Source organism: Pseudomonas sp. XK-1 (genome assembly GCF_038069885.1).
Lineage (GTDB): Bacteria > Pseudomonadota > Gammaproteobacteria > Pseudomonadales > Pseudomonadaceae > Aquipseudomonas.
In genome coordinates, this window is record NZ_JBBPES010000005.1 from 382,433 (window position 1) to 409,095 (window position 26,663).

Below are 26,663 nucleotides of genomic sequence, written 5' to 3' on the forward strand. Positions count from 1 at the left end.
CGGATAGGTTCGGCGGTTATTGGTCGCCAGCCAGCACAACGGCCGGAGCCTCGAACATGGCCAAGCTTGCCCCGCACGCCGATTTACCCCAATACCAGGCCGTCACCCGTGAGGTGTTGGCGGCGCATCGCGACGAACCGGGTGCGCTACTGCCCATTCTTCATGACATCCAGGATCGCCTCGGCGCGGTGCCGCCCGAGGTGCTGGCGCTGATCGCCGAAGACCTCTGCCTATCGCGCGCCGAGGTGCATGGGGTGGTCAGCTTCTACCATGACTTCCGTGCCAGTCCGCCGGGCCGTGTGCACCTCAGGCTGTGCCAGGCCGAGGCCTGCCAGTCGATGGGTGCCAAGGCGCTGACCGCTGAGCTGCAGGAAAAACTCGGCCTGCAACTGGGCGAGACCCGCGCCGACGGCAGCCTGACCCTGGAGGCGGTGTACTGCCTGGGTAACTGCGCCTGTGCGCCGAGCGCTTTGCTCAATGGCGAGCTGCACGGCCGGGTCGATGTCGAGGATCTGCTGGACTTGGTTGAAGAACAGGAGGCGCGGCTATGAGTTCGCCAATCACCGTGTACGTGCCGCGTGACGCCAGCGCCCTGAGCCTGGGTGCCGACAAGGTGGCCCGGGCCATCGTCGCCGAGGCCGCTGCACGCAATATCGAGGTGCGCCTGGTGCGTAACGGTTCGCGCGGGCTGTTCTGGCTCGAACCGCTGGTCGAGGTCGCCACCCCGGCCGGGCGCGTGGCCTACGGCCCGGTCAAGGCCCGCGACGTCGGCGGCTTGTTCGACGCCGGTTTTCTCGACGGCGGCGAGCATTCGCTCGGCCTCGGCCTGACCGAAGAAATCGACTACCTCAAACGTCAGGAGCGCCTGACCTTCGCCCGCGCCGGGATCACCGATCCATTGTCGCTGGCTGACTATATCGAGCATGACGGTTACCGCGGCCTCAAGCGCGCGCTGCAAATCGGCTCCGAGGCGATCATCGCCGAAGTGCTCGACTCCGGCCTGCGCGGGCGCGGCGGCGCGGCCTTTCCCACCGGGATCAAGTGGCGCACCGTGGCCGGCTGCACGGCTGCGCAGAAGTACATCGTGTGCAACGCCGACGAGGGCGACTCGGGCACCTTCTCCGACCGCATGGTGATGGAGGACGACCCCTTTGTGCTGATCGAGGGCATGACCATCGCCGCCCTGGCCGTCGGCGCGACCGAGGGCTATATCTACCTGCGTTCGGAATACCCGCACGCCGAGGCCGCGCTCACCGCGACCATCGCCACGGCCTATGCCGAGGGCTACCTGGGCGACGACATCCTCGGCAGCGGTCAGCGCTTCCATCTGCACCTGCGCCGTGGTGCCGGTGCCTATGTCTGTGGTGAGGAAACCTCGCTGCTGGAAAGCCTCGAAGGCAAGCGCGGCGAAGTGCGGCCCAAGCCGCCGCTGCCGGCGATCGAGGGCCTGTTCGGCATGCCGACGGTGATCAACAACGTGATCTCGCTGGCCTCGGTGCCGATCATCCTCGACAAGGGCGGTGCCTACTACAAGGACTATGGCATGGGCCGCTCGCTCGGCACCCTGCCGATCCAGCTGACCGGCAACATCGCTCGCGGCGGTCTGATCGAGAAGGCCTTCGGCGTTACTCTGCGCGAGCTGCTCTACGACTACGGCGGCGGCTCGGCCACGGGGCGGCCGATTCGCGCGGTGCAGGTCGGCGGCCCGCTGGGTGCCTACCTGCCCGAGTCGCAGTTCGACACGCCGCTGGATTACGAGGCCTTCGCCGCCCTCGGCGCGGTGCTCGGCCACGGCGGCATCGTGGTGTTCGACGACACGGTCGACCTGGCCCATATGGCGCGCTATGCCATGGAGTTCTGCGCCATCGAATCCTGCGGCAAGTGCACGCCCTGCCGAATCGGCTCGACCCGCGGCGAAGAGCTGCTCGAGCAGATCATCGTCGCCCGTTCCGAAGGCCCGCAGCCGGGACGCATCGAACTGCTCAAGAGCCTGTGCGACACCATGCTCGGTGCCTCGCTCTGCGCCCTCGGCGGCATGACCCCTTATCCGGTGCTGAGCGCCCTCAATCACTTTCCCGAAGACTTCGGTGTGTCGCAAGACGCAGCCGAAGCCCGCTGAACCGGAGACATCGACATGGCCCTGTATCGTGAACTCGACTATGGCACCCCGGCTCGCAGCGGTGCTCCGGTAACGGTGGAAATCGACGGCAGCTCCATCACTGTGCCGGCCGGCACCTCGCTGATGCGCGCGGCCCAGAAGGCCGGCATCGCCGTGCCCAAGCTGTGCGCCAGCGACAGCCTGGAACCCTTTGGCTCGTGCCGCCTGTGCATGGTGGAGATCGAAGGCCGGCGCGGCTTCCCGGCCTCCTGCACCACTCCGGTAGAGCCGGGCATGAAGGTGCGCACGCAGAGCCCGAAACTCGCCGAGCTGCGCCGCGGCACCATGGAGCTGTATATCTCCGACCACCCGCTGGACTGCCTGACCTGTTCGGCCAACGGTAACTGCGAACTGCAGGACATGGCCGGCGTGGTCGGCCTGCGCGAGGTGCGCTACGACCCGGTGAAGACTCACCTGGCCGAGCCCAAGGACGAATCCAACCCCTATTTCAGCTTCGACCCGGCCAAGTGCATCGTCTGCAACCGCTGCGTGCGTGCCTGTGAAGAAGTGCAGGGCACCTTCGCCCTGACCATCAGCGGCCGCGGCTTCGATTCGCAGGTCAGTGCCGGGCAGAACGAGACCTTCCTCGACTCCGAGTGCGTGTCCTGCGGTGCCTGTGTCAATGCCTGTCCGACCGCCACGCTGATGGAAAAGTCGGTGATCGAGAAGGGCCAGGCCGAACGCAGCGTCACCACCACCTGCGCCTATTGCGGCGTCGGCTGTTCGTTCAAGGCCGAGATCAAAGGCAACGAAGTGGTGCGCATGGTGCCGAACAAGGACGGCCACGCCAACCACGGCCACGCCTGCGTCAAGGGCCGTTTCGCCTGGGGCTACGCCACCCACCCGGATCGCATCGCCGCGCCGATGATTCGCGAGAGCATCCATGAGCCCTGGCGCACGGTCAGCTGGGACGAGGCGATCAGCTATACCGCCCAGCGCTTCAAGGACATCCAGGCGCAGTACGGCCGTGGTTCGGTCGGCGGCCTGACCTCGTCGCGCTGCACCAACGAAGAGGCCTACCTGGTGCAGAAGCTGGTGCGCGCCGCCTTCGGCAACAACAACGTCGACACCTGCGCGCGGGTCTGCCATTCGCCGACCGGCTACGGTCTCAAGGTCACCCTCGGCGAATCCGCCGGGACCCAGGATTTCGACTCGGTGCTGGCCGCCGACGTGGTACTGGTGATCGGTGCCAACCCCACCGACGGTCACCCGGTATTCGGCTCGCAGCTCAAGCGGCGTCTGCGCGAGGGTGCCAAGCTGATCGTCGCCGACCCGCGCGGCATCGACTTGGTGCGCGGCCCGCACGTCAAGGCCGACCATCATCTGCAACTGCGTCCCGGCAGCAACGTTGCGCTACTCAACAGCCTGGCCCACGTCATCGTCAGCGAGAACCTGGTCGATGAGGCCTTCGTCGCCGAGCGCTGCGAGACCGAAGCCTTCGAACAATGGCGCGCCTTCGTCGCCGACCCGCGGCACAGCCCCGAGGCCATGCAAGAGCTGACCGGCGTGCCGGCCGCCAGTGTGCGCGCCGCAGCGCGGCTTTACGCCACCGGCGGTAACGCGGCGATCTACTACGGCCTGGGCGTGACCGAGCACAGCCAGGGTTCCTCGACCGTGATGGCGATCGCCAACCTGGCCATGGCCACCGGCAACATCGGCCGCGCCGGCGTCGGCGTCAACCCGCTGCGCGGACAGAACAACGTGCAGGGCTCCTGCGACATGGGTTCCTTCCCCCATGAGCTGCCCGGTTACCGTCACGTCTCCGATCCGCTGGCGCGGGCGCAGTTCGAACAATCCTGGGGCGTCAGCCTGCTCGACGAGCCGGGCCTGCGCATTCCCAACATGCTCGCCGCGGCCCATGCCGGCACCTTCAAGGGCATCTACATCCAGGGCGAGGACCCGGCGCAGTCCGATCCCGACACCCAGCACGTCACCGATGCGCTCAAGGCCATGGAGTGCGTGGTGGTGCAGGACCTGTTCCTCAACGAAACCGCCAAGTTCGCCCATGTGTTCCTGCCCGGCGCTTCGTTCTTGGAGAAGAACGGCACCTTCACCAATGCCGAGCGGCGCATCTCGCCGGTGCGCAAGGTGATGCCGGCGCTTGCCGGCAAGGAGGACTGGGAGGTGACGGTGGCGCTGTCCAACGCCCTCGGCTACCCGATGAACTACACGCACCCGTCGCAGATCATGGACGAGATCGCCAGCCTGACCCCGACTTTCACCGGCGTCAGCTACGCCAAGCTCGATCGCCTGGGCAGCATCCAGTGGCCATGCAACGATGCCGCGCCGGAAGGCACGCCGATCATGCACGAGGACGCCTTCGTGCGCGGCAAGGGCCGCTTTATGGTCACCGAGTACATCCCGACCGAGGAGCGCACCTCGCGCAAGCGCCCGCTGATCCTCACTACCGGGCGGATTCTTTCGCAGTACAACGTCGGCGCGCAGACCCGGCGCACCGCCAACGGTGCCTGGCATGCCGAGGACCGCCTGGAAATCCACCCGGTGGATGCCGAGGACCGTGGGATCAACGACGGCGACTGGGTGTCGATCAACAGCCGCGCCGGCGAGACGGCGATGCGCGCAACCATCACCGAGCGGGTGCAGCCGGGGATTGTCTACACCACCTTCCACCACCCGGAATCCGGTGCCAACGTGATCACCACCGACAACTCGGACTGGGCGACCAATTGCCCGGAATACAAGGTCACCGCGGTGCAGATCAGCAAGGTCGAGGCCCCGTCGCAATGGCAGAATGAGTTCCAGGCCTTCACCCACGAGCAGATCGACCTGCTGCCGCCGATCAAGGTGGTGCAGCTATGACCGAGATGCGGGGTGAATGCCAGGCAGCATGGGTATCGCTGCGCTCAACCCATCCTACGGGCTGTGCTCAGAGCTATTGTTTCGAGGGCTCTGGGTCGCCGGGTGCGGGCTCGTAGGGTGCGCCGTGCGCACCAGGCCCCCAGTCGTCAGCCGCACCCTATACAGGCCAGCTTACGCGGCATTCAGGTCAATCAGCGGAGCACGTCCATGGGCATAAACGCCACGCAACTTATAAAGATGGCCAACCAGATCGGTGCCTTCTTCGCCTCCCAGCCCGACCCGCAGCAGGCGCAGGACGACTTCGCCCAGCACCTCAAGCGCCAGTGGGACCCGCAGATGCGCAGCGCGCTCTGCGCCCACCTCGACGCCACCGAGGGTGAAGGGCTGAGCGCCTTCGTGCTCGAGGCGATGCGAACCCATCGCGAACAGTTCGAACCGCTGGCCCGGCCGGCTTAAGCGCATTTCATGGCCAGGGAGTCTTCGAGCATGCCGCCCAGCGCAGCCATCGTCATCACGGACGCAACCGAAGCGCAGGACGCCTATGCCTATGTCGAGCTGGATGACGTGGCGCTGCGCGGCAGCGCCATGCTGGCCGAGGAGTGCGCCCTGGCGATTGCCTACAACGGCATCAGTTATGCGGTTATGATGGTCTCGCCCTCGGCCGTGGAAGACTTCGTCATCGGTTTCAGTCTGAGCAGCGCGGTGGTCGATAGCATCGAGGAGATCTACGACGTGCGGGTGACGCGCAACGGCGACGCCCTCAACGCCGAGGTGCAGATCAGCAACCGCGCCTTCTGGGCGCTCAAGCAGCAGCGCCGGCAACTGGCCGGCACCAGCGGTTGCGGCCTGTGTGGCGTGGCGGCGCTGGAGCAGGCACTGCCGCAACTCACAGCGCTGCCACCCAGCCCCTTGCCGCCCGCCGCTCACCTGCGTGAGTTGCGCGCGCGCATCGCCAGCGTGCAGAGTTTGGCGCGCCACAGCGGTGCCCTGCATGCCGCGTTATTCGTCGACCAGGACGGCGAAATCGGTCTGTGCCGCGAGGATATCGGCCGGCACAACGCGCTGGACAAGCTGATCGGCGCACTGAGTCAGCAGGGTCGCAGCGCGCGCCAGGGCTTCGTGGTGATCACCAGTCGCTGCAGCCTGGAGCTGATTCACAAGGCGGTGCGCGGTGAATTCGCCACCCTGGTCAGCCTTTCGGCACCGACCAATCTCAGCGTGCGCTGGGCGCGCGAGCACCGGCTCAACCTGATCCACCTGCCGCACCACAGCGCGCCGCGGGTCTACAGCCCGGCAGCGGACGCCGAGTAGATCCTGGGCGCGCCTACGAAAGCCGTGCTGCGCAACGGGCGTCGAAATAGAGGTTCTACGGACTCGTATTGAGCTGCTGGCGCTGGTGCGCGCGGCGCACCCTACCGGGTGGCGTAGGCTTCGTACAGGGGTGGCTAGCGCTGCCCATGTCGATTGCCGCTGGCCTGGACGATACGCTGCGCCGGCACCCGCAACTGGCTCAGCAGGTACTCGGCAAAATCCGGCGTATAGGGCTGCAGGGCAATGGCCTGGGCCATGCAGCTGAGCCAGAGTTCGCTGAGGCGCTCGTCTATCGGCCACTGCGCATGGAAGGCGGGGATGGCGATGCTGCCGTACTTTTCCTGAAACAGCTTGGGCCCACCGAGCCAGCCGCTGAGAAAGCAGGCCAGCTTGTCGGCGGCCAGCTCCAGACTGTCGCCGTGCAGGCGGCGCAGGTCGGCGGCCTCGGGCTGCTTATCCATCAATCGATAGAAGTCGGCGACCAGACGCTGCAGGCCGGCGATGCCGCCAGCGGCCTGGTAAGAGGCATCGCCGATGCCGTAGGTAGGGGCAGGGGTCATTGCAGGCTTCCCGGGAAAAGACGCCATTGTAAGGGGCCATGGCTGCATGGGAATGCCCTTTACCCACGGCTGGGCATTTCCCGTAGGTGCCAGCTTGCTGCGGTCCGGCGTTTGGCGGTTCTTGGCAGATCAAAGCACGGCTTTCACCCGCAAAATCGCCCCGCCTCGGTGCGCGGCTGACCTTGTTTTGTGCGAAAAATACATAGCCCAGAGTTATGCATAACATAATAAATATACATTTGATAAATGCGAGGTGCGGGCGGATTCTTGGATCGCGGCGGTGACCTGTTGGTCATCCAGTGTCAGGTGAAGCGGGCTTGCGGGTGACGGCCGGCTTCACAGCGAACCCCGATTCCAGAGGAAAACAAGATGAATAAGACTCTCCGCTCCCTGCTGCTCTGCGCCAGCCTCGTTGCCCTGCCGTTCGCAGCCGCCCAGGCCGCCGAAGGCCCGACCCTGCGCCTGGCCACCGAGGGTGCCTACCCGCCGTTCAACTATTACACCGCCGACGGCCAGCTGGCCGGTTTCGATATCGAGATCGGCAAGGCCCTGTGCGAGCGCATGCAGGTCAAGTGCAGCCTGGTGGCCCAGGACTGGGACGGCATCATCCCGGCGCTGCTGGGGAACAAATACGATGTGGTGATTGCCTCCATGTTTATCACCGAGGAGCGCCGGCAGAAGGTCGCCTTCAGCGATCCCTACCAGAAATCGGCGATGACCTTTGTGGTGCCCAAGGATTCCGAACTCAGCGATTTCAGCCCGGCTGCCATGGCCGGCAAGACCATCGGTGCCCAGGGTGCGACCACCCAGGCCGATTACCTGATGGCGATGTTCCCCGACTCCGATGTGCGTCTGTATCCGACCCAGGATGCGGTCAATCTGGATCTGGCCTCCGGGCGCCTGGATGCCCAGGTCGGTGACATGATCCCGATGCTCGACTGGACCCAGAAATCCGAGGATGGCAGCTGCTGCCGTATGGCCGGCGCGCCGATCAGCGACCCGAAATATGTCGGCGAGGGCGTCGGCATGGCGCTGCGCAAGGAGGACGATGCGCTGCGGCAGCAACTCAATGAGGCGCTGGCCTCGATCATCGCCGACGGCACCTACCAGGCCATCAACGACAAGTTCTTCTCGGTGAATCTGCTGACTCTGGAGCAGTGAGCCAATAAAGCCCATCTGCTCAACGAGAAGAGGATCTGTTATGGACTGGCTCACCTACCTGAGCTTCGGTGACGCCGGCTGGGGCGACGAATTGCTGCAGGGCCTCGGGGTGACCCTGGCCCTGGCGCTGACGACCCTGCCGGTCGGCCTGCTGCTGGGCCTGCTGGTGGCGGCGCTGGCGCTGTTCGGTGCGCGCCCGGCGCGCGTCCTGGCCCTGGCTTTCAGCACCACATTGCGCGGCCTGCCCGAGCTGCTCACCCTGTTTATCATCTACCACGGCGTGGGTATGGGCCTGAACGCTCTGCTGCGCTGGTACGACCCGACGGCCGGCTATCTGGAACTGAGCCCCTTTATCGCCGGGGTGCTGGCCCTGAGCCTGGTCTTCGCCGCCTATTCCAGCGAAGTCTGGCGTGGTGCCTGGCAGGCCCTGGACGGCGGCCAGCGTGAGGCGGGGCAGGCCATGGGCCTGCGCCGGCTGACCATCTTCCGCGTGATCGAGCTGCCGCAACTGCTGCGTCTGGCCCTGCCGGGGCTGGGCAACCTGTGGATCAACCTGCTCAAGGACACCGCCCTGGTCTCGGTGATCGCCTTGAGCGACCTGATGCGCATGGCCAATATCGCCGTGGGCACCACCAAGAAGCCCTTTCTGTTCTTCCTGGTGGTGTGCCTGGCCTACTGGCTGGTGTGCCTGTTCTGCGAGTGCCTGCTGGCGCGCATGGAGCGCCGCGCCAACCGCGGTTACCGCACGGGAGGGCAGGCAGCATGATGGAACTCCTCACACGCTTCTCCGGCCAGCTGTTGGCCGGTGCCGGCCTGACCCTGCAGCTCACCGCCATCGCCGCGCTGCTGGCCTGCGCCCTGGCGTTGCCCCTGGCCATCGCCCGCTGCAGCGAAGGGGGCCTGCTGCGCTGGCCGATTCGCCTGTTCGTCTCGTTCTTTCGCGGCACGCCGCTGCTGGCCCAGTTATTTCTGGTCTATTACGGCTCGGGCCAGTTCCGCGCCGAACTGAGCCAGCTGGGGCTGTGGTGGTTCTTCCGCGATCCCTACTACTGCGCGCTGCTGACTTTCGTCCTCAACTCCACGGCCTATCAGATCGAGATCCTCCGCGGCGGCCTGCGCGCCGTGCCCTATGGGCAGATCGAGGCGGGCGTGGCCATGGGCCTGTCGCGCTTCAACCAGTACCGCATGATCATCCTGCCGAATGCCTACCGCATCGCCTTTCCGGCCCTGGGCAACGAGATCATCCTGCTGCTCAAAGGCAGCGCGGTGGTCAGCGTGATCACTCTGTTCGATGTGATGGGGCAGACCCGGCGCATCTTCTCGCAGACCTTCGACCTGTCCGTGTACCTCTGGGCAGCGCTGCTCTACCTGCTGATGACCAGCGCCTTCGTCTGGCTCTGGCACCGCCTGGAGCTGTGCCTGACTCGCCACCAGCGTGTACGCCAGGCTCCATCCACTGCCACTTCACTCGCCGCAAAGCGGGTATCCGCCGGAGTGTCGCCATGACCGCCAGCATCCCCCAGACCACCGCCCTGCAGGTGGAGAACCTGTACAAATCCTTCGCCGGTATCGAGGTGCTCAAGGGCGTCTCGTTGACCGCCGAGAAGCACGACGTGATCAGCATCATCGGCTCCAGCGGCTCGGGTAAAAGCACCTTGCTGCGCTGCATGAACCTGCTGGAGTTTCCCGACAGTGGCCGCCTGCGCGTGCATGGCGAGGAGCTGGAGCTGGGCACCAACCGCCGTGGCGTGCGCTCGCGGCGCTTCCAGCGGCAGATCGAGCGGGTGCGCGCACGCCTGGCCATGGTCTTCCAGTCGTTCAACCTGTGGTCGCACATGACCGTGCTCGAGAACGTGATGCTCGGCCCCTGCCTGGTGCTCAAACGCAACCGCATCGATGTGGAGGCCCAGGCGAAGAAGCTGCTGGCCCGGGTCGGCATGCTGGAAAAGTGCCAGATGTACCCCGACTGCCTGTCCGGCGGGCAGAAGCAGCGGGTGGCCATCGCCCGCGCCCTGGCCATGGACCCGGAAGTGATGCTGTTCGACGAGCCGACCTCGGCCCTGGACCCGGAACTGGTGGGCGAGGTGCTGCTGGTGATCCGCGAGCTGGCCGAGGAGGGCCGCACCATGATCATGGTCACCCACGAAATGCGCTTCGCCCGCGAGGTGTCGTCCAAGGTGGTGTACCTGCACCAGGGCTGCATCGAGGAGCAGGGCAGCCCCGATCAGCTGTTCAACGCCCCGCAATCGGACAACCTGCGCCGCCTGCTGGCGACGACGTAGGGTGCGCCGTGCGCACCACCAATGACACCGCAATAACCCAATAACGCAACGGTGCGCACGGCGCACCCTACGGTGAAACCTATGAGCCAAGTCGTCTCCCTGTACCCCTGGAATCGAGCGCAGCACCTTGAAAGCGCCCATAACCAGCTGCTGATCGACGGGGTCAGGGCCATTGAGCTGGTCGAGCGCTATGGCTCGCCGCTGTTCGTCTATTCGGAAAGCCAGCTGCGGGAAAATGCCCGGGATATCCTGGACAACTTCCGCCGCGTGCATGCCAAGACCCGGGTCTGCTTCGCCAGCAAGGCCTGCGCCAACCTGGCGGTGCTCAAGGTATTCAAGGACTGTGGCCTGGATCTGGAGGTCAACTCTGGCGGCGAGTTCTACAAGGCGCAGATCGCCGGCTTCGTCCCGGCGCAGATGGTGTTCAACGGCGTGGCCAAGCAGGTCGGCGAGTTGCGCGAGGTGATTGCCGCCGGGATCAAGGCGATCAATGTCGACTCGCTGTCGGAGCTGGCGCGCATCCTCGCGGTGGCCAGCGAACTGGGCCGGCAGGCGCGGGTCAGCCTGCGCATCATTCCGGAGATCCAGGGCGGTGCCGCCGCCGGCTGGCAGACCGGCACCTCGACCTCCAAATTCGGCATGACCGCCGCCGAGCAGAGTGATGCCATCGAGCTGATCCTGGCCCATGCGGATGCGCTCAGGCTGGTGGGCGTGCATGCCCATATCGGCACCCAGATCACCGATATTGCGGTGTACCAGGCCGAGGCCAACTTCCTCATCGACTATGTGCGTCAGGTCGCCGAGCGCCTGCCTTACCCGCTTGAGCATCTGAACCTGGGCGGCGGCTTCCCGAAGAACTACAGCAGCGCCGAGGCCAACTTCGACACGGTGGCCGCGCACTACCGCGCCAATTACCGCACCACGGTGGACTTCGCCCTGCTTGCCGAACACCTGATCAAGCCGGTGTCACAGGCCCTGGGTGAGCAGATCGAACTGATAGTCGAACCGGGGCGCAGCATGGTCAGCGACACGGCCATCCTGCTGACCCGTATCGAGGCCCACAAGCAGCGCCAAGGCCGCCCGGTGTTCTACCTGGACGCCGGCTACAGCGTCCTGTTCGACCTGTATAACGGTTGGTACTTCCATATGCTCAACGCCTCCCGCGCCGATGATCGCGACACCCAGCACTGCCGCATGGCCGGCCCGCTGTGTGACAGCAGCGACACCTACTACGACATCGAAGGCGAGGGCGCTGTGGCGGACCTGATCGCCGAGGAGCCGGCGCTGGCCCAGCATCGCGCGGTGCTGGAGCAGGTGCTGGTGCACCAGCCGAATCTGCGCGAATTGCCGGCGGCCACCGCCATGGGCGATGTGATAGCCCTGCTGGACGTGGGTGCCTACGCCCTGGAGATGATGAGCCAGTACTGCGGCCGCCAGTCCGCCGCCGCGGTGCTGGTGGACCTGCAGCAGGGCAGTCGGCTGATCCGCCGCCGTGGCGAGTACCGCGATCTGCTGGCCCATGATCTGGACTGAGCTGGTGGGCGTTGTGCGCACCAGCCAGTTGCTTGCCGGTGCGCACGGCGCACCCTACTCAGCCCAGTGGCCTTATAGCCTTGCGCTAGGGGCTGTGAGCGGTGCACTGTTGCTCCCGAAGTGGCCGGGATGACGGCCTGCCTGGGAGAACCACCGATCATGCTGTCGCCCCGCGAGCGCCTGCTGCGCAACCTGGACTGGAACCTGCTGTACACCTTTCTGGTCATCGTCGAGGAAAGCAGCATCACCGGCGCGGCGCGCAAGCTGTCGCTGAGCCAGCCCAGCGTCAGCAATGCCTTGAAGCGTCTGGAAGAACACCTGGGCATGCGCCTGATCCAGCGCAAGAAGGGCATGTTCTCCCTGACCGAGCAGGGCTTGCGAGTCTACGAGTACATTTCCTCGGCCGGCAGCATCATCGACAAGATGGCCGAGCAATACGCCGGCGAGGCCGGCGCGGTGCTCGGCGAGCTGCATATCCAGGTCGCCAGCCATGTCAGCTGCCAACCCTTCGATGACAGCCTGACGCAGTTCCACCGCCTCTATCCCAATGTGCTGATCAGCCTCAGCTCCCAGCCCAGCGCCGACATCGTCGACGCCGTGGCCAGAGACAGCCTGCATATCGGCATCAGCAACAAGAAGACCGCCCAGACCGGCCTGCACTTCGACCTGATTGGCTACGAGCAGATGGCCTTCTACTGCGGCCCGCGCCACCCGCTGTTCGGCCGCGACAACCTGACCGCCGCAGACCTGCGCGGCCTGGCCTATGTCTCCTTCGAGAGCGATCAGCCCGGCGAGGGCCTCAGCGCGGTCAACTCGGTGCGCACCCAGCAGCAGTTCTGGGGCCGCCTGGTGGCGGTGTCGCCCAACGAGGAGGAAGTGCGCCGGCTGATCCTCGCCGGCCTCGGCTTCGGAGCCCTCACCGTCGAGGGGGCCAAGCCCTTTGTGGCGCAGAAGCTGCTGTTCCAGCTGCCACCCTACGACGAGCTGCCGGTCAACGAGGTGTACCTGGTCACCCCGGAAAACCAGCTACTGACGGATGTGGAGCAGCTTTTTATCGGCCTGCTGCGCGAGGCCACGGTGGCGGCGGTGCGGGCGCGCTACTTCAAGTAGGCAGCACCGCACACAGCGGTAAAGCACAAGGTCCCCCAGCTTGCTGGAACAAGGCCGCTGGGCCGCCTGGCGACTGCGTTAGCGGCTGGCTGGCCTGGCCCGTGGCCCCGTCAGGATTACCAGGGCGATGCCGCCGAGTATGGCCAGGGAGGCCAGGAGCAGGCGCAGGCTGAGGGGCTCGGCGAGCAGGACCACGCCGCCCAGGGCGGCGATCACCGGTACGCTGAGCTGCACGCTGGCGGCGGTGCTGGCTTTCAAGGCCGGCAGGGCGCTGTACCAGACGGCATAACCCAGCCCGGAGGCCAGCGCGCCCGAGGCCATGGCGTAGCCAATTCCGGCTGTGTGTTGCAGGGAGATATCGCCGAGCATCACGGCGCTCAGCACCAGGGCAATGGGCACCGCCCGGAGAAAATTGCCGGCGGTGACCTGCAGCGGATCGCCTGCGCCTTTGCCGCGCAGCGAGTAGATACCCCAGGCCACTCCCGCGCCCAGCATTAGCGCCGAGGCCAGTGGCGGTGGGGCGGAGAGACCCGGTAGAAGCAGGCCGACAAGCCCGCCAATGGCCAGCAACAAGCCACCGAGCTGGGGCAGCCGCAGGCGTTCGCCCCGGTACAGGCCGTATCCGATCATCGTGCTCTGCACCGCGCCAAACAGCAGCAGGGCACCGGTGGCCGTCGACAGCTCGATGTAGGCGAAGGAAAACCCGGCGGCGTAGGCAAACAGGGCCAGCGCCGATAGCCAGTTGCCCTTGCCAATCGCGCTGCCCGCGCGGATGCGCACGATCAGCCAGAGCACCACGGCTCCGGCGATCAGGCGAATGCTGGTAAAGCTGGCGGCATCGATGCTGCCGTCGGCAAGCGCTGCCCGGCACAGCAGGGAGTTGGCGGCGAAGGCGATCAAGGCGAGCGCGGTCATGCTGAAAAGGCGGGTGTGGGACATGGGCTTTCCTGGAACTGCGGTTAGATCTGTGGCGCGCTTCGGTTCGCTCGGGCGATGTCGTTACTCTCCGCGCTTGCCGAAACCCTTGATAAAAAACAGCCAGGCCAAGAGCGGGTAGCAGAAGTAGTGCAGCCCGAAGATCAGCAGCCCCATGGGGCCGGGCTCGTCCTTGAGCATCATCATGCCCAGCAGGCCGAGGTAGAGCAGGGCCAGGATGCCGCCGTAGAGCCACAGCAGGCGACGGCTCTCACTGCGCTGGGGCGGGCGGCGGTTGCGCCAGGCGAACCACAGGTACATGCCGCCGGCAACGGCAGCGGCCACAACCAGGGTGCTGAGCACGCCGCCGAGTTTGACGAAGGTGCGCAGCAGCAGGTTGAGCAGGATAACCGCGGCCACGCCGCCGATAGCCAGGTGGGTGACCGGGACGCTATTGGGGGTGGTGGGCTCGCTCATCAATGTGCTCCTACAGACTGCGATCAAGACCGAAGCGTTTCTTCAGCACCTTCTCCAGCAACGCCTTGGGCACCAGGGCGGCCATTAGCGGCATGCTACGGCTGCCATTGCCCAGGCGCAGCAGGCGCGGGCGGTTCTTCTGCTGCACCGCGGCCAGCAGGTTGCGGGCGAAGTGGCTGGTGGGGGTGGGGTTGTCCTGGGAGGCGTTGGCTCGGGCGCGAATGCCGTCGCGGATCGGCCACCAGGGCGAGGCTTGATCGATCAGCTGTTCGGCCTGCTGGCTGGCGTTGGCCCCGAAGCTGGAGGCGATCGCCCCGGGCTGCACTTCCATCACCTCGATCGAGAAGGGGGCCAGCTCCAGGCGCAGGGCATCGGTCAGGGCATGCACGGCGGCCTTGGAGGCGCAGTAGGCGCCGGCGAAGGGGGTCACCAGCACGCCGGAGACGCTGCCGATATTTACCACCAACCCCTTGTTCCGGCGCAGCAGGGGGAACAGCGCGCGGGTCACGCCGATCAGCGCGAACACGTTGGTCTCGAACTGCTTGCGCATGGCCTCGACGCCGCCATCGAGCAGCGGGCCCATGGCCCCGTAGCCGGCGTTGTTGATCAGCACGTCGAGGCCGCCGACCTCAGTCTTCAGGCGTTCGGCCAACTGGCCCAGGGCCAGGCCATCGTTGACGTCCAGCTGCACGGCGTGAAAGCCGGCGGCGCTCAGGGCGGCCAGGTCTTCGGCTTTGCGTGCCGTGGCCCAGACCTGATATCCGGCCTGCTGGAATGCCTCGGCCAAGGCGCGACCAATGCCGCTGGAACATCCGGTGATCAGGGCGACGGGCTGGGTCATGCAGGCATCCTTGTTCTGTTGTGGGATTTGAATATCAGCGGCTGAAGCTGCCGTGCAGCCGCTCGGCGCGAAACTCCAGGGTACTGGCACGGTAGCCGCTGCGCAGGGTTGGCACAGGCAGACAGCTTTGCCACTCGGCACCGGGCAGCAGTTCGCCGGGGCCGCTGTAGCGCGGGGTTTCATACAGGCGCTCGGCCAGGTTGACGCTGTCGCCGGGGCGGTAGGCGGCGACCTGCCAATGCAGCTCCAGCAGGGCGGCTTCACTGCCGTTCTTCAGGTTCAGGGCCAGCGGGCGATCCGCCGGGCAGCGGTCCGGGGCGTAGTCGAGGCGTAATTCGAGGTGGGCCAGGTGGCGGGTCTCGCGGGCTTCCTGCCAGAGCACCCAGCTGGCGACCAGGCCCAGACCGAGCAGGGCCGCCAGGGACACCGGCATGGCTTTGCTCGGGTAGCGGATCAACAGGATCAGCCAGCTCAGGACCAGTATTGCGCCAATCAGCATGGTGGCAGCCTTGGTAGACAAACAGAGCCTTATCCTACACAAGGTTGCCGCGACATGCGCCCGCCCGGAAACAGCAACGCCGGCCCCTGCAGTGGCAGGGGCCGGCGTCTGTTTACCGCGGGTTGAACGGCGACTTAGCGGGCGACCACGCTCAGTGCTGTGGCCTTGCTGCGGCCGTAGACATCCTCGAGACGTTCGATGTCGTCTTCACCGAGGTAGCTGCCGGACTGCACTTCGATGATCTCCAGAGGGATCTTGCCCGGGTTGCTCAGGCGGTGCACCGAGGTCATGGGGATGTAGGTGGACTGGTTTTCGGTGAGCAGAAACACCTTGTTGTCGCAGGTCACCTCGGCGGTGCCGGAGACCACGATCCAGTGTTCGGCGCGGTGGTGGTGCATCTGCAGGGACAGGGTGGCCCCGGGTTTGACCGAGATGCGCTTGACCTGAAAACGCCCGCCCATGTCCACCGAGTCGTAGGAACCCCAAGGCCGGTAGACCTCGCAATGGTTCTGGGTTTCGCTGCGGCCCTGGGCATCGAGTTGTTTGACCACGGTCTTGACGTCCTGCACGTGGTCGCGGTGGGCGATCATCATGGCGTCCTTGGTTTCCACCACCACGATGTCGTCCAGGCCGATCACCGAGACCAGCTTGCCGTTACCGTGTACCAGGCAGTTGCGGCTGTTGTGCACCATGACATCGCCCTTGGTGACGTTGCCGTTGCTGTCCTTGGCGTGCACGTCCCAGATCGACGACCAGCTGCCGACATCGTTCCAGCCGGCATTGAGCGGCACCAGGCAGGCGCGGCTGGTCTTTTCCATCACGGCATAGTCGATGGAGTTATCCGGGCAGCACTCGAAGGTGGCTGCATCGATCAGCACCACGTCGTCTTCGATCGTGCTGCGCTCCAGGGCCAGCAGGCAGGTGTCGTAGATATCCGGTTCGTGCTGCTTGAGCTCCTCCAGGTAGCGGCTGGCACGGAACAGGAACATGCCGCTGTTCCAGAAGTAATCGCCGGATTCGACGAAGGCGCGGGCGCGCTCCTCATCAGGTTTCTCGACGAAGCTCTGCACCCGTACCACGCCCCGCGGCAGGCTGTCGTCGGCCATGGAGCGGATATAGCCATAGCCGGTTTCCGGGCGGCTGGCGGGAATACCGAAGAGCACCATCTCGCCGTGCTCGGCGGCCTTCTGGGCCAATTGCAGGGCCGCCTCGAAGGCCGCCTGGTCTTCCAGTACATGGTCGGCGGGGAGGATCAGCAGCAGCTCGTCTCGGCCTTCGGCGAGCAGCTTCAGGGCGGCGATGGCCACCGCCGGCGCGGTGTTGCGACCGAAGGGTTCGAGCAGGGTCGCCTGAGTTTCCAGCTTCTGCTCCTTGAGCTGCTCCTGGACGATAAAGCGGTGTTCCTGGTTGCACACCAGCAGTGGCGGCTGCATGCCGGGCAGGCGCAGGCGCTTGATGGTCTGCTGGAACAGGGTGTCGTCGCCGGTCAGGGCGAGGAACTGCTTGGGAAACTGCTTGCGCGACAGCGGCCAGAGGCGCGAGCCGCTGCCACCGGAAAGAATTACTGGAATCATCTCTGTTACTCCTAAGCATCTATGCATTGGGTTGGGCCTGCCCCGCACGCTTGTGCGGCGGCCCGCTGCCCAGGCTGAAACCAGCGCTGGGGGACCACTCCAGAGCGCCTTCTCGCTGCTCAAGGCGCTATTTACCTATCGGTCTATTGCCGATCTTTAGTCTTGTCTGTGGGTGTTATTCGTTGCGGGCCGGGCGCTTGACCCAGACCGGGGAAAGCTTTCCGGCGGTGCCGGTGATGTACAGGCAGACCACTTCGCCGCGGGCCAGGGTGACGGGCTTGAGATCGCTGATCTTCTGGTCGCCGTCGTACAGCGCCAGGCTGACCTTGACCGGATTGACTTCGCGCTGGCCGTTATCGTTCGGGCCGACCGCCTCGACGACCGCGGCCTTGCCGTCGGCGGTTTTCAGGCTGAGGGCGCGGTCGCTCAGGTTCTGCACCCGCAGCAGGGCCTTCTGCTTGTTGTTGAAGGCGGCTTCCTCCACCAGCTTGGGCGTGCTGCCCGGCTGGTTGACCAGGGTGTAGAAGCGATTGGCGTCCAGTTTCACCGGCAGGGTGCTGCTGCCGACCTGGGCGCTGTAGCTGCCCGGCGGCATGTAGCTGAAGTCGCTGGAGCCCAGGGGGGCGATATCGCGCAGGTCGGTGTTGCCAACGCTGACGCTGACTTCGCTATTGCTGGCGTTATAGGCGCGCACGAAGGACGAGCCCTTGGGCGCGCTGGGCGCGTAGAGCGCGCCGTCGCCGGCCTGGGCCTGGAGGCTGCCGAAGCCCAGAGCGAGGGCGCAGGCGTAGAGGGTCCAGCTGTATTTGGTGGGTCTGTTCATAAGTAGAGCTCCATGTGATTGAACAAAATGATCGGTCGATCGGGTGTGCGTTCAAGCCGCCTCAGGGCAGGCCGATTCAGTGGCTGTGGCTGCTGGCCAGACGTTGTTTGTTGCTGCTTTTCAGCGTGGCGATCCAGGCCGGGTCGAAGCCTTCCAGGTCATTGGCCATCGGCAGATAGCGCTCGGGGAATTCCCAGATCACCAGCTGCGGCGGGCTGTTCTTGAATTCCTCGCTCTGCAGGTACTTGAGCATCGGCACGATTGGCCCCTGGCCGTCCTCGGCGTGGTTGCTCAGGTCCCGTTGCAGGTGCTGGCGCAGCGCGCCGGCGAAGTTCCAGGCCGGGTTGGCGCTGTAGCTGGTGCCGACCAGGGCCACCGGCAGCTCGACATCGCCGAGCAGCCCGGCGGCGTCGTCCTGCGGCTGGGCGGGGTGGGTCTCCCGTTGCTGCAACTGGTCAGCGTCGGGCAGCAGCTGGCTGAACAGCGGGTCGAGGGGCAGGAAGCTGCTCAGGTCGCCCTGGTAGGCCGCCTGCCCGGTGGCTTCGGTGACGAAGACCTGCGGTTCGCCATCCAGCTTCACGGCCGCCTGCACGCCCTGGCTCAGATGCTGGGCGGCAATCTCGGCCCCCAGCGGGGTCCAGTGGGTATCGGTACGCAGGAACAGTTGGCCGCGCTCCTTCCCCGCCTGCAGCGGCTGCAGCAGATCGGGTGCGGCGATATCGGCGCGGCGCAGCGCGCGGTGGAAGCGCTGGTAGAGGTCCTGACGCAGCGGGCTGATCGAGTGCTCGCCGATATTTTCCGGATACAGGCGCGCCTTGGCCGGTACCACCGCCAGTACCAGCAGCACATCGCGTTGCGCCAGGTGCGCCTGCACGCCGCGGATCAGCGCCAGGTTGTCGTGCAACTGCTGCTGGCCGTCGGCCACGGGCTTGAACTCTTCATCGGAGTACAGCCAGTCGCGTTCGCCGATCAGCACGCCGGGCCGGCCGGCGTTGAACAGCAGGTAGTCCAGGGCGGCCCAGACGTTGGTACCGACCGTCTTGAGCGGGAAGTGCTTGTCGTAATGACTCTCGAAGGTCTTCGCCAGGCCGCCGTCGAGCAGGCTGAACTGCTTGGGCAACTGGTAGCTCAGCACGCCGGCCAGGGAGCCGAGCGAGAGCAGGCCCAGCACGCCGATAAACAGGGCGACGTAGAGTTTGCGTAAGGGACGCGTCATGCTCGGCCTCATTCAGAATTGGAAATAAAGAAAGGGTGAGTAGCTCTGCGCCGAGAGCTTCATCAGCGAGGCGCAGAACAGCAGCAGCAACGCAGCACGCACCAGATAGCGCGGCATGGCGGCGTTCCAGGTGGCGCGTTGCACCACGACACCGCCGCTGCCAACCACCAGCCCCTGGTCATCACCCGGCACGGCCTTGACCATGCGCGACAGATCGGTCGCTGGCCCATCGGCGCGGGCATCCAGCGCCTTGTGGCGGTAGAACTGGCGCAGGCCGCAAAAGGCCATGACCGCATAGGCCAGGATCAGGGTGGCAATCTGCAGGTCGCTGATGCTGGCGCTGTTGAGTTCGCTGAGCTGCCAGCCCTGGCTGCTGAAGATCGCCGGGCTGAACATGGCGCTGTACATGCGCCAGGCGATGTCCAGATTCTCTGCGCGGAAGATCACCCAGCCGAGCATCACCAGCAGGAAGGTGAACAGCCATTTCAGCGGGTTGATCACCTTGGGCGCGGCATTCACGCCACAGGCGCGCTCGATGGCCAGCCAGGTGCCGTGCCATGCGCCCCAGATCAGGAAGGTCCAGTTGGCCCCGTGCCACAGGCCACCCAGCAACATGGTCAGGAACAGATTGCGGTAGGTGTTGAAGGTGCCGCCGCGGTTACCGCCCAGGGGCACATACAGGTAGTCGCGCAGCCAGGTGGACAGGCTGATATGCCAGCGCCGCCAGAACTCGGTGATGGACTGGCTGATATAGGGCTGGTTGAAGTTCTCCATAAAGCGGAAGCCCATCATCAGGCCCAGGCCGATGGCCATGTCGCTGTAGCCGGAGAAGTCGAAATACAGCTGCGCGGTATAGGCGATCATGCCCAGCCAGGCGTCGCCGGTGCTGGGGTCTTGCAGGGCGAAGATGTGGTCGACCAGCGGAGCCAGGCTGTCGGCGATAAACACCTTCTTGACGAAGCCCTGCATAAAGCGTGTCGCCCCTTCGCTGAACTTGTCGAGGCTGTGGGTGCGGTCGGTGAACTGGTCGGCCAGGTCCTTGTAGCGCAGCACGGGCCCGGCAATCAGCTGGGGGAACAGAGCGATAAAGGCGGCGAAGTTGATCAGGTTTTCCGTGGGTTTGGTGTCACCGCGGTACACATCGATCAGGTAGCTGAGCGACTGGAAGATATAGAAGGAAATACCGATCGGCAGGATCACATTGGTCAGCAGGAACGGCTCCAGGCCGGCCGCCTCCATCACCTTGTTGATGTTCTCCACACCGAAGTTGGCGTACTTGAAGTAGCCCAGGGTCGCCAGGTTGCCGACCACGCCCCACAGCACCCAGCGCTGCGCCGCTTTGCTGCGTACGCCGGCGCGATAGATGCGCAGGCCGAAGCCGTAGTTCCACAGGGTGACGGCGATGAACAGGAGGAGAAAGTCCACCCGCCACCAGGCGTAGAAGGCGTAGCTACCGATCAGGATCAGCAGGTTGCGATAGCGATTGCTGCTCAGGTAGTACAGGCCGAGAAAGATCGGCAGGAACAAGAACAGGAATACGTTGGATGAAAACACCATCCGTAGATCTCCGGTGAGTAGCAACTCTTTCGGGGCTCATAAGCCCCCCCTTTCCCCCCCGCGAGCGGGGAGGGTCTTGCAGTGTTCGTGGGCTGGATTTGCAGGCACCCGCAAGCGGGCGCGGCCGAGCAGCCGGTCTCAGCTATCGCCGTCCTTCAGCGGGTCGAATACCCGGGTCACGTCGCCGCCCAGGCGGAAGGTCTTGAACGGGCCCATCTGCTCCCTGAGTTCTTCGGTGTCGGCCGAGCAGGCATAAAGCGTGCAGTAGGGGGCCAGCCAGGAGTATTTGTTGTCCTTTTTCAGGTCTTCCATGTCCTGCTTTTCGCCGGCTCTGCTGGCGAAATCGTCGGGGTCATTCACCCCGTCCAGTACCCGCTCGGCCAGGCGCTTGAGCGCGCCCTGGTTTTCCGAACGCAGGTCGACGGCGTTGGCCTGGGCGAAGCTGGCGATCATCGTCAGCGGCGGCAGGGCGTAGTTGTGGTAGGCCAGAGCGCGCTGCTTGCGCTTGATTTCGTTGGGCAGAAAACCCTGCTCATCGACCTGGCCCGCGGCCACGCGGAACTGCTCGACAGACCAGTCGAACAGGTCGCGGCGGTCGATGGCCACGGCGGCCGCCATCACCGACCAGGCGGTCCAGTAGGAGTGGTTGTTGATCTTTTTCAGCGGCAGGTCGCTCCAGTCTTTCACCGCCTGATCGGCCAGTTTGGCGAACCAGGATTCGATCACCTGGACTTGCTGCGGGTAGGCAGCCAACGGCTTGGATTCGGAGAATTTCAGCTGCAGGTAGGCACCGGCCAGGCTGCCCAGCGCCCATTTGCGCATCGACTTGCCGGTATGGTTGTAGTCGGTGGAGAGCAGGGCATCGGCCTCGGCCCAGCTGCTCAGCCAGTCCATGGCGCACGCCAGCTGCTCTGGCTGGCCGTCGCGCAGGTAGTGCATGACCTGCTTGTTGAAGTCCTTTTCCAGGCGGGTGATGCCGGAGGTCTGCTGACGAAAGGCCTTTTCCGCCTTGTGGTTCAGCGTCGCGCGGGCCTTGTCAGAGCCCTCGTATTTGCTGGTGAATTGCAGCGTGCCGGTGTAGGGCTTGGGTGCGCCGAGGCAGGCCTTCGGCGCGCCCTCGCGGGTTTCCACCGGCGCGTAGTAGCCCTGCGGCGGGCGCAGGGCTGCCTGGCTGGCGGAGGCCAATAGCAGGGCTCCGAGCAGGCAGGGCAGGGTCAGTGTGCGCATCGGCATAGGTGCCTCATGAGTCGGTTGCGGTGTGTGCGGCGAGCTTGGCCGGGGCGGAGAAATCGTTGCGGCGGCACACTCGTGCCTCCACTTCGAGCGGTTCGCCGCTAGCCTCCGGGCCCATGATTTCCAGAGCGAAGAAATTCAGCTCGGCCCAGTCGCCCTCGTCGCGCAGTTCGAAAGCGAAGCGGCCATTGGTGTCGGAGGTATTGGGCTTCTCCAGCTTGACCTTTTCGCGGCGCCCGCTGAGGTACCAGAGGGTTGCCTTGAGGGTTTTCACCGAGGGGTCGCTGAAGCGGATGTCCACCTGGTGGCGCTTGCTCGGCAAGTCCAGCAGCTGCCCCTTGCCGTTGACCAACACTTCGTTGGCCCCGGGGCGCAGGGTGGTTTTGCTCGAGAGCAGGGCTTTTTTGCCTTCGCAGCCGTTGTCCAGCATGGCCATCATCTGCCGGTGGATCTTGGCCGAGGCCAGGTCGTAGAGCGGGGAGAACTCCCAGATCAGGATCTTCGGCGGGTTGTTCTGGAACTCCTCGCTGCCCAGGTATTCCAGCATCGAGCCTTCCAGACCGCTGCCGGGAAAGGCAACGTTGAGCACATCGGCACCGATATGCTCTTCGAGGAAACCACCGAAGTTGTAGTTGGGGCCGCTGTGGCTGGTACCCACCAGGGTGATCTGCGGCGGTGTGCTGTCGCCGAACAGCTCATCGCTGCCGCTCTCGGCCTTGGGCTCGGTGGCGAACTGGTCGATGTACTGCGGCGCATAGGTGGTGCCGCAGAGCTGGCTGGCGACCTTCTGCATGGTGCCGGTCTTGCCCATCAGGCCGATGCGCTGGCTGACGAATTCCTTCTTCTCGATGGTCTCGAACGCCGGGATGCGCTTGACCGTCTCGGCCACCAGATGCGCCGTGCGCTCGGCTCCGTAGGGCGTCCAGTGCTGGTCGCGGCGGAAATAGAAGGGATGCTCTTGCTGCTCGTCTGCCAGCGGCGAGAGGTCGGGTACGCTGAGGCCGACCTGCTCGAAGCGGGCCAGGGCCTGGCGGTAGTTGCGTAGCGCCAGGTCGTAGTTGAAGCGGCCGCGGTCTTCGGGCTTGAGCTTGCTGCGGTTGACCAGGCCCCGGGTCGGTTGATAGACCATTACCAGTTCCACGCCGCGGCTCTTGAAGGCGTCGCGCAGCTGCTTGAGCATGCGGTAACCCTCGGCGGTGGTGCCGAACTCGGTGCGCAGGTCTTCCTCGGTGCGGAACAGCCAGGCGTCCTGCGCATCAATCAGGGTGGTGAAATTCTTCATGTAGTTGGTGGTGTAGCGGCTGGCGTCATGGGCCGCCGGGCACAGGGAGCAGCAGTCCTCCACCTGATACTGCGGAGCCTTGCTCCGCTCTTCGGCCTGCAGCCCTGCGGCGGCCAGGCAGGTGGCCAGCGCCAGAGGGCTGAGGCCAATCCATTTGTTATCACGCACTTTCATAGAAACAGCCTCGAATTAGTTGTGCAGGTCGACCTGTTTTTCGACCGGATCGATCAGCACGGCCAGCTTGCGTCGCACCATCAGGTCGAGGATTTCCTCCTGCTTTTCGCCGAGGATCCCGGTGAAGCTGATGCCGCTGCTTTTGCTCGGCGCGAGTAGCTCCACGCGGTACAGCTCAACCGACAGCGGCGAGTCGATGGACAGAGGGCTGGAGCCGTTGGCGGCGAGCTTGCCGCCGACCAGGATCAACGAGACTGCGGCGTCGAAGGGGTCGAGTTCGATGTCGCGGTCGGTGTCGGAGAGGTCCTTGATATGGCCGTATACGCCGGTCAGGCCGTTGGCCGCCGAGATGTTCTCGTACAGGCGGATATTGGTGCTGTTGCGCAGGCGAATGCCGTGGCGGGCGTTGTTCAGCACCTTGTTGCCCCACAGCAGATTGTCCGAGCTTTCGTAGATGGTGATGCCGTCGGACTGGTTCTGGTACACCTCGTTGTAGGCCACCAGGTTGCGCACGCTGTTACGGTCGAGGACGATGCCCGAGAGCTTGTTGTCGTAGCTCTTGTTGTTGATGATCCAGCTGTCGTCGACCTCGCGGGAGATGATGATGCCGTGCTTTTTCTTGGTCCCGAACACGCTGTTCTCGGCGATGATCAGGCCGTGGGAACGGTCGTGGGGGTCGATGCCGTAGACGATGTTGTCGCGGTAGGTGTTGCCCTTGATCACCACGTTCTCGGCTTCGTAGCAGTAGAAACCGTACCAGTGGTCGACGAACTCCGAGTCAATCAGCCAACCGGTGGGTTCCGCACGCTTGAGCCGGGCCTGCATGCCCGGGGTGTACTGGGTGATGGAGACGCCGTAGGACTTGCTGTTGCTGTAGCCCAGGCTGGTGAACACGCTGCCGGAGACGTACAGCTCGCTGCCGCCCCAGGACACCACAAACGGACGGAACTCGCTGCCACTGCGAAAGCTGGCCGGGCCGTTGTCCGCTTCGCGCCAGGCCGTGAGCTTGGTGTCGGTGAAGAACAGCTGGCCGTCGTTGACCATAAAGCTGCCGCGCTCCTGGGACAGGCGCAGGTCCTTGGTGTCCTTGCCCACATGCAGGGTCGCGCCCTGGGCCACCACGATCGGCAGGCGCGCCAGGTAGACGCCCGGCTTGACCTCGCTGAACTGGCTGTCGGGCAGGGCCTTGGCGATGTCCTGCGGGGTGACGTAGCCACCCTCGATAAAGATCGCGTGGGGCATGCCGTTCTGCCGTTTGACCCATTCGCGCAGGCGCTCGTTGCCGCCGACGAAGTCCTTCAGCGCGTCCTGCTGCAGCATGCGCCGCACTACCACCTTGCCGCCGGGGCTGCGCTTGATCTTGGCCTCCACGGCCGCCGCGGTGTAGCCGCTGAGGTCGGGCAGGGTGGGCTCTTCCAGGTGCAGCTGTTCGATGGGGGCGCTGGTGACCGTGTAGTTGCTGGTTTTCTTCAGTGCCCGGGTCGCCGCCTTGGCGCTTTCCGGGGTCGTTGCCGCTTGCACCCAGGGGGCTGCCAGCTGCAGCGCGCCAAGCAGAATACTGCTGCACAGCAGGCCCGCTGCGCAGCTTTGTTTGAGTGTGCCTGGTCGTTGCGTCATGGCGTTGTCCTCAGAATTTCCAGATAACGTCGACGAAAGCGCGATGCATCAGCGAATCGGTATCGTTGCCATAGGCATCGCCGGGCTTGAATACGCCACCGCGAAAACGCACCAGCGCCGACGGCTCGTCGATCGCCTCGCTCATTGCGGCGGGCAGCAGGCCCTGCTTGAAGTACTTGGTGACCACCAGATCCAGTTCCTGGCCGAGGTCTTTCTCGCCATTCACCAGGGCCACCTGGGAGGCCGGAACGTTGTCCGAGAGCGGGTCGTCGAAACGTGCATTGATCCCGCTGCGGCCGATCTGCTGGCGGTCATCGACCCGCCAGAACTTGTGGTAGACCAGGCTGGCGTCATAGTCATCGGCCAGCTGCCAGCTGCCGAACAGGCTGGCCGACTGCAGGTTGCTCAGCTCGCCACGGAAGACTTCACCGAAACGGTGAACCCGAGAGCGCGTGCCGGTGAAGGACGAACGGTTGCTTTGCAGGCCGGTCTGGCGGTAGTTGCCCGTGCCGTTGCCGTCTTCATCACCGCTGCCACTGCCGCGGGCGTAGGCCGCGCCGACTTGCCAGCTGGGGTCCAGGCGAAAGCGCAGGCCCAGGTCGGTGCCCCAGGCGCTGACGCTGTCGCTGTGCTTGCCGGTGGCAACTTCCTGGCCGTTGACCCGTTCACGGGTGAGGTCTTCGCGGTCGCCGGTCAGCGAGGTGAGGCTGGCCCAGTAATTGACCGGCTTCTGGTTGCGGAAGTTGTAGGCATCGCTGTGGGCCTGCACGCCGAGCCAGGTCAGCTCGCCGGTGGCGCGCTTGTCCAGGGTGTCGAGGGTTTGGCCTGGGCTGGCCAGCTTGCCGTCATCACGCGAGTGATGGGCGCTGAGGCCGAGCCAGTGGCCGGGCCGCCATTGGGCTGCGACATCGCCGAACAGGTGCAGGCGGTCCTCGTCTTCCGGAGCCAGTTCGTCGAGGTCGGTGCGGTACTCGCTGAAGCGTTGCGCCACCCCGAGGCCGGCGCGTAGCAGGCTGGTGTCGAAGGTCCAGTTGAGCGCTTCGATATTGGTGTCGCGCCATTGCCCGTCATCGTTGTGCAGGCGTTGCAGGCCCAGGCGCAGGTGCTCGCCGGGGTAGTCGGTGAGGCCGGCGTAGTCGACCCAGAATTCGCGCATGGCCAGGTAGTTCTTGTCCCGCTCGCGGCTGTCGTCCTGGGAGTCGCTGCTCAGCTCGGGGTCGGACGACTCCAGGGTATCGGTCTCGATGATGTCGCTGGCGACCACAGCCTGGCCCATGGCGTAGGCGCTCCAGTCACCGCGCTGGCCGTAGAGCCAGGGGCGCACGTCGACACCGATACCGTTGACGTCGCCACCGTCGCGGGTGCCGAGGTCGCGGTCATCTTCCGATTGCACGGTGATCTTGACGTCGACCCCGAAGTTTTCGTCGCTCATCTGCACCGCCCATACCGAGCTGGCGGAGAGTAATGAGGCGCTCAGGCCCAGGCCTGCGCTGATCCTGTTGAGTTTCATCGCGTAGTCC

Annotated in this window: 24 protein-coding genes; 11 read left to right on the forward strand and 13 right to left on the reverse strand. The window is 65.1% G+C overall.

Features of this window, described 5'->3' with window-relative positions:
• Positions 1–56: 56 nt before the first annotated feature.
• The 5 genes from WMW70_RS15645 (at position 57) to fdhD (ending at position 6,289) form a co-directional block, all read left to right on the forward strand.
• Positions 57–551, forward strand: coding sequence for a formate dehydrogenase subunit gamma (locus tag WMW70_RS15645; protein WP_341438383.1), 495 nt, complete (start codon positions 57–59; stop codon positions 549–551).
• A complete protein-coding gene (locus WMW70_RS15650) occupies positions 548–2,119 on the forward strand; it encodes a formate dehydrogenase beta subunit (protein ID WP_341438384.1) in 1,572 nt (523 codons plus the stop codon). Before WMW70_RS15645 ends, WMW70_RS15650 begins: the two co-directional genes overlap by 4 nt.
• 15 nt (positions 2,120–2,134) lie before the next feature.
• Positions 2,135–4,978, forward strand: coding sequence for a formate dehydrogenase subunit alpha (gene fdhF, locus WMW70_RS15655; protein ID WP_341438386.1), 2,844 nt, complete (start codon positions 2,135–2,137; stop codon positions 4,976–4,978).
• A gap of 207 nt (positions 4,979–5,185) precedes the next feature.
• Positions 5,186–5,434 (forward strand): formate dehydrogenase subunit delta, encoded by a 249-nt coding sequence (locus WMW70_RS15660; RefSeq protein WP_341438387.1) that lies wholly within the window; start codon positions 5,186–5,188, stop codon positions 5,432–5,434.
• A 30-nt stretch (positions 5,435–5,464) separates the two neighbouring features.
• Positions 5,465–6,289 carry a formate dehydrogenase accessory sulfurtransferase FdhD gene (gene fdhD / locus WMW70_RS15665; protein ID WP_341438388.1) on the forward strand — a complete coding sequence of 275 codons (825 nt, stop codon included), beginning with the start codon at positions 5,465–5,467 and terminating at the stop codon, positions 6,287–6,289.
• A gap of 134 nt (positions 6,290–6,423) precedes the next feature.
• Here the strand turns inward: fdhD and WMW70_RS15670 are convergent, their stop codons facing one another.
• Positions 6,424–6,849, reverse strand: a complete 426-nt coding sequence (locus WMW70_RS15670) for a group II truncated hemoglobin (protein WP_341438389.1) — start codon at positions 6,847–6,849, stop codon at positions 6,424–6,426.
• Between the two features lie 369 nt (positions 6,850–7,218).
• On the opposite strand from WMW70_RS15670, the gene WMW70_RS15675 reads away from it, so the two are divergent.
• The 6 genes from WMW70_RS15675 (at position 7,219) to WMW70_RS15700 (ending at position 12,935) form a co-directional block, all read left to right on the forward strand.
• A complete protein-coding gene (locus WMW70_RS15675) occupies positions 7,219–8,010 on the forward strand; it encodes an ABC transporter substrate-binding protein (protein ID WP_341438390.1) in 792 nt (263 codons plus the stop codon).
• 40 nt (positions 8,011–8,050) lie between these two features.
• Positions 8,051–8,776 carry an ABC transporter permease gene (locus tag WMW70_RS15680; protein WP_341438391.1) on the forward strand — a complete coding sequence of 242 codons (726 nt, stop codon included), beginning with the start codon at positions 8,051–8,053 and terminating at the stop codon, positions 8,774–8,776.
• Positions 8,773–9,516, forward strand: coding sequence for an ABC transporter permease (locus tag WMW70_RS15685; protein WP_341438392.1), 744 nt, complete (start codon positions 8,773–8,775; stop codon positions 9,514–9,516). Before WMW70_RS15680 ends, WMW70_RS15685 begins: the two co-directional genes overlap by 4 nt.
• Positions 9,513–10,292 carry an ATP-binding cassette domain-containing protein gene (locus tag WMW70_RS15690; protein WP_341438393.1) on the forward strand — a complete coding sequence of 260 codons (780 nt, stop codon included), beginning with the start codon at positions 9,513–9,515 and terminating at the stop codon, positions 10,290–10,292. The genes WMW70_RS15685 and WMW70_RS15690 overlap by 4 nt, the downstream gene beginning before the upstream one ends.
• Positions 10,293–10,373: 81 nt before the next feature.
• Positions 10,374–11,825, forward strand: a complete 1,452-nt coding sequence (gene lysA, locus WMW70_RS15695; RefSeq protein ID WP_341438394.1) for a diaminopimelate decarboxylase — start codon at positions 10,374–10,376, stop codon at positions 11,823–11,825.
• A gap of 159 nt (positions 11,826–11,984) precedes the next feature.
• A complete protein-coding gene (locus WMW70_RS15700; RefSeq protein ID WP_341438395.1) occupies positions 11,985–12,935 on the forward strand; it encodes a LysR family transcriptional regulator in 951 nt (316 codons plus the stop codon).
• Between the two features lie 78 nt (positions 12,936–13,013).
• Here the strand turns inward: WMW70_RS15700 and WMW70_RS15705 are convergent, their stop codons facing one another.
• From WMW70_RS15705 to WMW70_RS15760, 12 genes are all read right to left on the reverse strand, one after another.
• Positions 13,014–13,874 (reverse strand): DMT family transporter, encoded by an 861-nt coding sequence (locus tag WMW70_RS15705; RefSeq protein WP_341438396.1) that lies wholly within the window; start codon positions 13,872–13,874, stop codon positions 13,014–13,016.
• A 60-nt stretch (positions 13,875–13,934) separates the two neighbouring features.
• Positions 13,935–14,327: a hypothetical protein gene (locus tag WMW70_RS15710; RefSeq protein WP_341438397.1), complete on the reverse strand. Its 393-nt coding sequence runs from the start codon at positions 14,325–14,327 to the stop codon at positions 13,935–13,937.
• Positions 14,328–14,337: 10 nt separating this feature from the next.
• On the reverse strand, positions 14,338–15,168 hold the full coding sequence (locus WMW70_RS15715; protein WP_341438398.1) for an SDR family oxidoreductase: 831 nt from the start codon (positions 15,166–15,168) through the stop codon (positions 14,338–14,340).
• A gap of 34 nt (positions 15,169–15,202) precedes the next feature.
• The gene (locus tag WMW70_RS15720) at positions 15,203–15,667 is read right to left on the reverse strand and encodes a multidrug transporter (RefSeq protein ID WP_341438474.1); all 465 of its coding nucleotides are present in this window, start codon (positions 15,665–15,667) and stop codon (positions 15,203–15,205) included.
• 134 nt (positions 15,668–15,801) lie between these two features.
• Positions 15,802–17,241: a mannose-1-phosphate guanylyltransferase/mannose-6-phosphate isomerase gene (locus WMW70_RS15725; RefSeq protein WP_341438399.1), complete on the reverse strand. Its 1,440-nt coding sequence runs from the start codon at positions 17,239–17,241 to the stop codon at positions 15,802–15,804.
• A gap of 175 nt (positions 17,242–17,416) precedes the next feature.
• The gene (locus WMW70_RS15730) at positions 17,417–18,064 is read right to left on the reverse strand and encodes an alginate O-acetyltransferase AlgF (RefSeq protein ID WP_341438400.1); all 648 of its coding nucleotides are present in this window, start codon (positions 18,062–18,064) and stop codon (positions 17,417–17,419) included.
• A 76-nt stretch (positions 18,065–18,140) separates the two neighbouring features.
• Positions 18,141–19,280, reverse strand: a complete 1,140-nt coding sequence (locus tag WMW70_RS15735; RefSeq protein WP_341438401.1) for an alginate O-acetyltransferase — start codon at positions 19,278–19,280, stop codon at positions 18,141–18,143.
• Positions 19,281–19,292: 12 nt separating this feature from the next.
• The gene (locus WMW70_RS15740) at positions 19,293–20,837 is read right to left on the reverse strand and encodes an MBOAT family O-acyltransferase (RefSeq protein ID WP_341438402.1); all 1,545 of its coding nucleotides are present in this window, start codon (positions 20,835–20,837) and stop codon (positions 19,293–19,295) included.
• Positions 20,838–20,975: 138 nt separating this feature from the next.
• Positions 20,976–22,070: a mannuronate-specific alginate lyase gene (locus WMW70_RS15745; protein WP_341438403.1), complete on the reverse strand. Its 1,095-nt coding sequence runs from the start codon at positions 22,068–22,070 to the stop codon at positions 20,976–20,978.
• Between the two features lie 7 nt (positions 22,071–22,077).
• The gene (locus WMW70_RS15750) at positions 22,078–23,526 is read right to left on the reverse strand and encodes an alginate O-acetyltransferase (protein WP_341438404.1); all 1,449 of its coding nucleotides are present in this window, start codon (positions 23,524–23,526) and stop codon (positions 22,078–22,080) included.
• A gap of 15 nt (positions 23,527–23,541) precedes the next feature.
• Complete coding sequence (gene algG, locus WMW70_RS15755) at positions 23,542–25,143, reverse strand: mannuronan 5-epimerase AlgG (protein WP_341438405.1); 1,602 nt, start codon at positions 25,141–25,143, stop codon at positions 23,542–23,544.
• Positions 25,144–25,153: 10 nt separating this feature from the next.
• Entirely contained in the window at positions 25,154–26,653 is a 1,500-nt protein-coding gene (locus tag WMW70_RS15760) for an alginate export family protein (RefSeq protein WP_341438475.1), read from the reverse strand.
• Positions 26,654–26,663: the final 10 nt, after the last annotated feature.

Excerpts from the sequence above, each read along its gene's own strand:
- lysA (WP_341438394.1), top strand. The coding sequence starts at position 10,374 with ATGAGCCAAGTCGTCTCCCTGTACCCCTGGAATCGAGCGCAGCACCTT.
- WMW70_RS15740 (WP_341438402.1), bottom strand. The coding sequence starts at position 20,837 with ATGGTGTTTTCATCCAACGTATTCCTGTTCTTGTTCCTGCCGATCTTT.
- WMW70_RS15650 (WP_341438384.1), top strand. The coding sequence starts at position 548 with ATGAGTTCGCCAATCACCGTGTACGTGCCGCGTGACGCCAGCGCCCTG.
- WMW70_RS15760 (WP_341438475.1), bottom strand. The coding sequence starts at position 26,653 with ATGAAACTCAACAGGATCAGCGCAGGCCTGGGCCTGAGCGCCTCATTA.
- WMW70_RS15700 (WP_341438395.1), top strand. The coding sequence starts at position 11,985 with ATGCTGTCGCCCCGCGAGCGCCTGCTGCGCAACCTGGACTGGAACCTG.
- WMW70_RS15680 (WP_341438391.1), top strand. The coding sequence starts at position 8,051 with ATGGACTGGCTCACCTACCTGAGCTTCGGTGACGCCGGCTGGGGCGAC.
- fdhD (WP_341438388.1), top strand. The coding sequence starts at position 5,465 with ATGCCGCCCAGCGCAGCCATCGTCATCACGGACGCAACCGAAGCGCAG.
- algG (WP_341438405.1), bottom strand. The coding sequence starts at position 25,143 with ATGACGCAACGACCAGGCACACTCAAACAAAGCTGCGCAGCGGGCCTG.
- WMW70_RS15715 (WP_341438398.1), bottom strand. The coding sequence starts at position 15,168 with ATGACCCAGCCCGTCGCCCTGATCACCGGATGTTCCAGCGGCATTGGT.
- WMW70_RS15705 (WP_341438396.1), bottom strand. The coding sequence starts at position 13,874 with ATGTCCCACACCCGCCTTTTCAGCATGACCGCGCTCGCCTTGATCGCC.
- WMW70_RS15710 (WP_341438397.1), bottom strand. The coding sequence starts at position 14,327 with ATGAGCGAGCCCACCACCCCCAATAGCGTCCCGGTCACCCACCTGGCT.
- WMW70_RS15730 (WP_341438400.1), bottom strand. The coding sequence starts at position 18,064 with ATGAACAGACCCACCAAATACAGCTGGACCCTCTACGCCTGCGCCCTC.
- fdhF (WP_341438386.1), top strand. The coding sequence starts at position 2,135 with ATGGCCCTGTATCGTGAACTCGACTATGGCACCCCGGCTCGCAGCGGT.
- WMW70_RS15670 (WP_341438389.1), bottom strand. The coding sequence starts at position 6,849 with ATGACCCCTGCCCCTACCTACGGCATCGGCGATGCCTCTTACCAGGCC.
- WMW70_RS15645 (WP_341438383.1), top strand. The coding sequence starts at position 57 with ATGGCCAAGCTTGCCCCGCACGCCGATTTACCCCAATACCAGGCCGTC.
- WMW70_RS15745 (WP_341438403.1), bottom strand. The coding sequence starts at position 22,070 with ATGCCGATGCGCACACTGACCCTGCCCTGCCTGCTCGGAGCCCTGCTA.
- WMW70_RS15735 (WP_341438401.1), bottom strand. The coding sequence starts at position 19,280 with ATGACGCGTCCCTTACGCAAACTCTACGTCGCCCTGTTTATCGGCGTG.
- WMW70_RS15725 (WP_341438399.1), bottom strand. The coding sequence starts at position 17,241 with ATGATTCCAGTAATTCTTTCCGGTGGCAGCGGCTCGCGCCTCTGGCCG.
- WMW70_RS15660 (WP_341438387.1), top strand. The coding sequence starts at position 5,186 with ATGGGCATAAACGCCACGCAACTTATAAAGATGGCCAACCAGATCGGT.
- WMW70_RS15750 (WP_341438404.1), bottom strand. The coding sequence starts at position 23,526 with ATGAAAGTGCGTGATAACAAATGGATTGGCCTCAGCCCTCTGGCGCTG.
- WMW70_RS15675 (WP_341438390.1), top strand. The coding sequence starts at position 7,219 with ATGAATAAGACTCTCCGCTCCCTGCTGCTCTGCGCCAGCCTCGTTGCC.
- WMW70_RS15720 (WP_341438474.1), bottom strand. The coding sequence starts at position 15,667 with ATGCTGATTGGCGCAATACTGGTCCTGAGCTGGCTGATCCTGTTGATC.
- WMW70_RS15685 (WP_341438392.1), top strand. The coding sequence starts at position 8,773 with ATGATGGAACTCCTCACACGCTTCTCCGGCCAGCTGTTGGCCGGTGCC.
- WMW70_RS15690 (WP_341438393.1), top strand. The coding sequence starts at position 9,513 with ATGACCGCCAGCATCCCCCAGACCACCGCCCTGCAGGTGGAGAACCTG.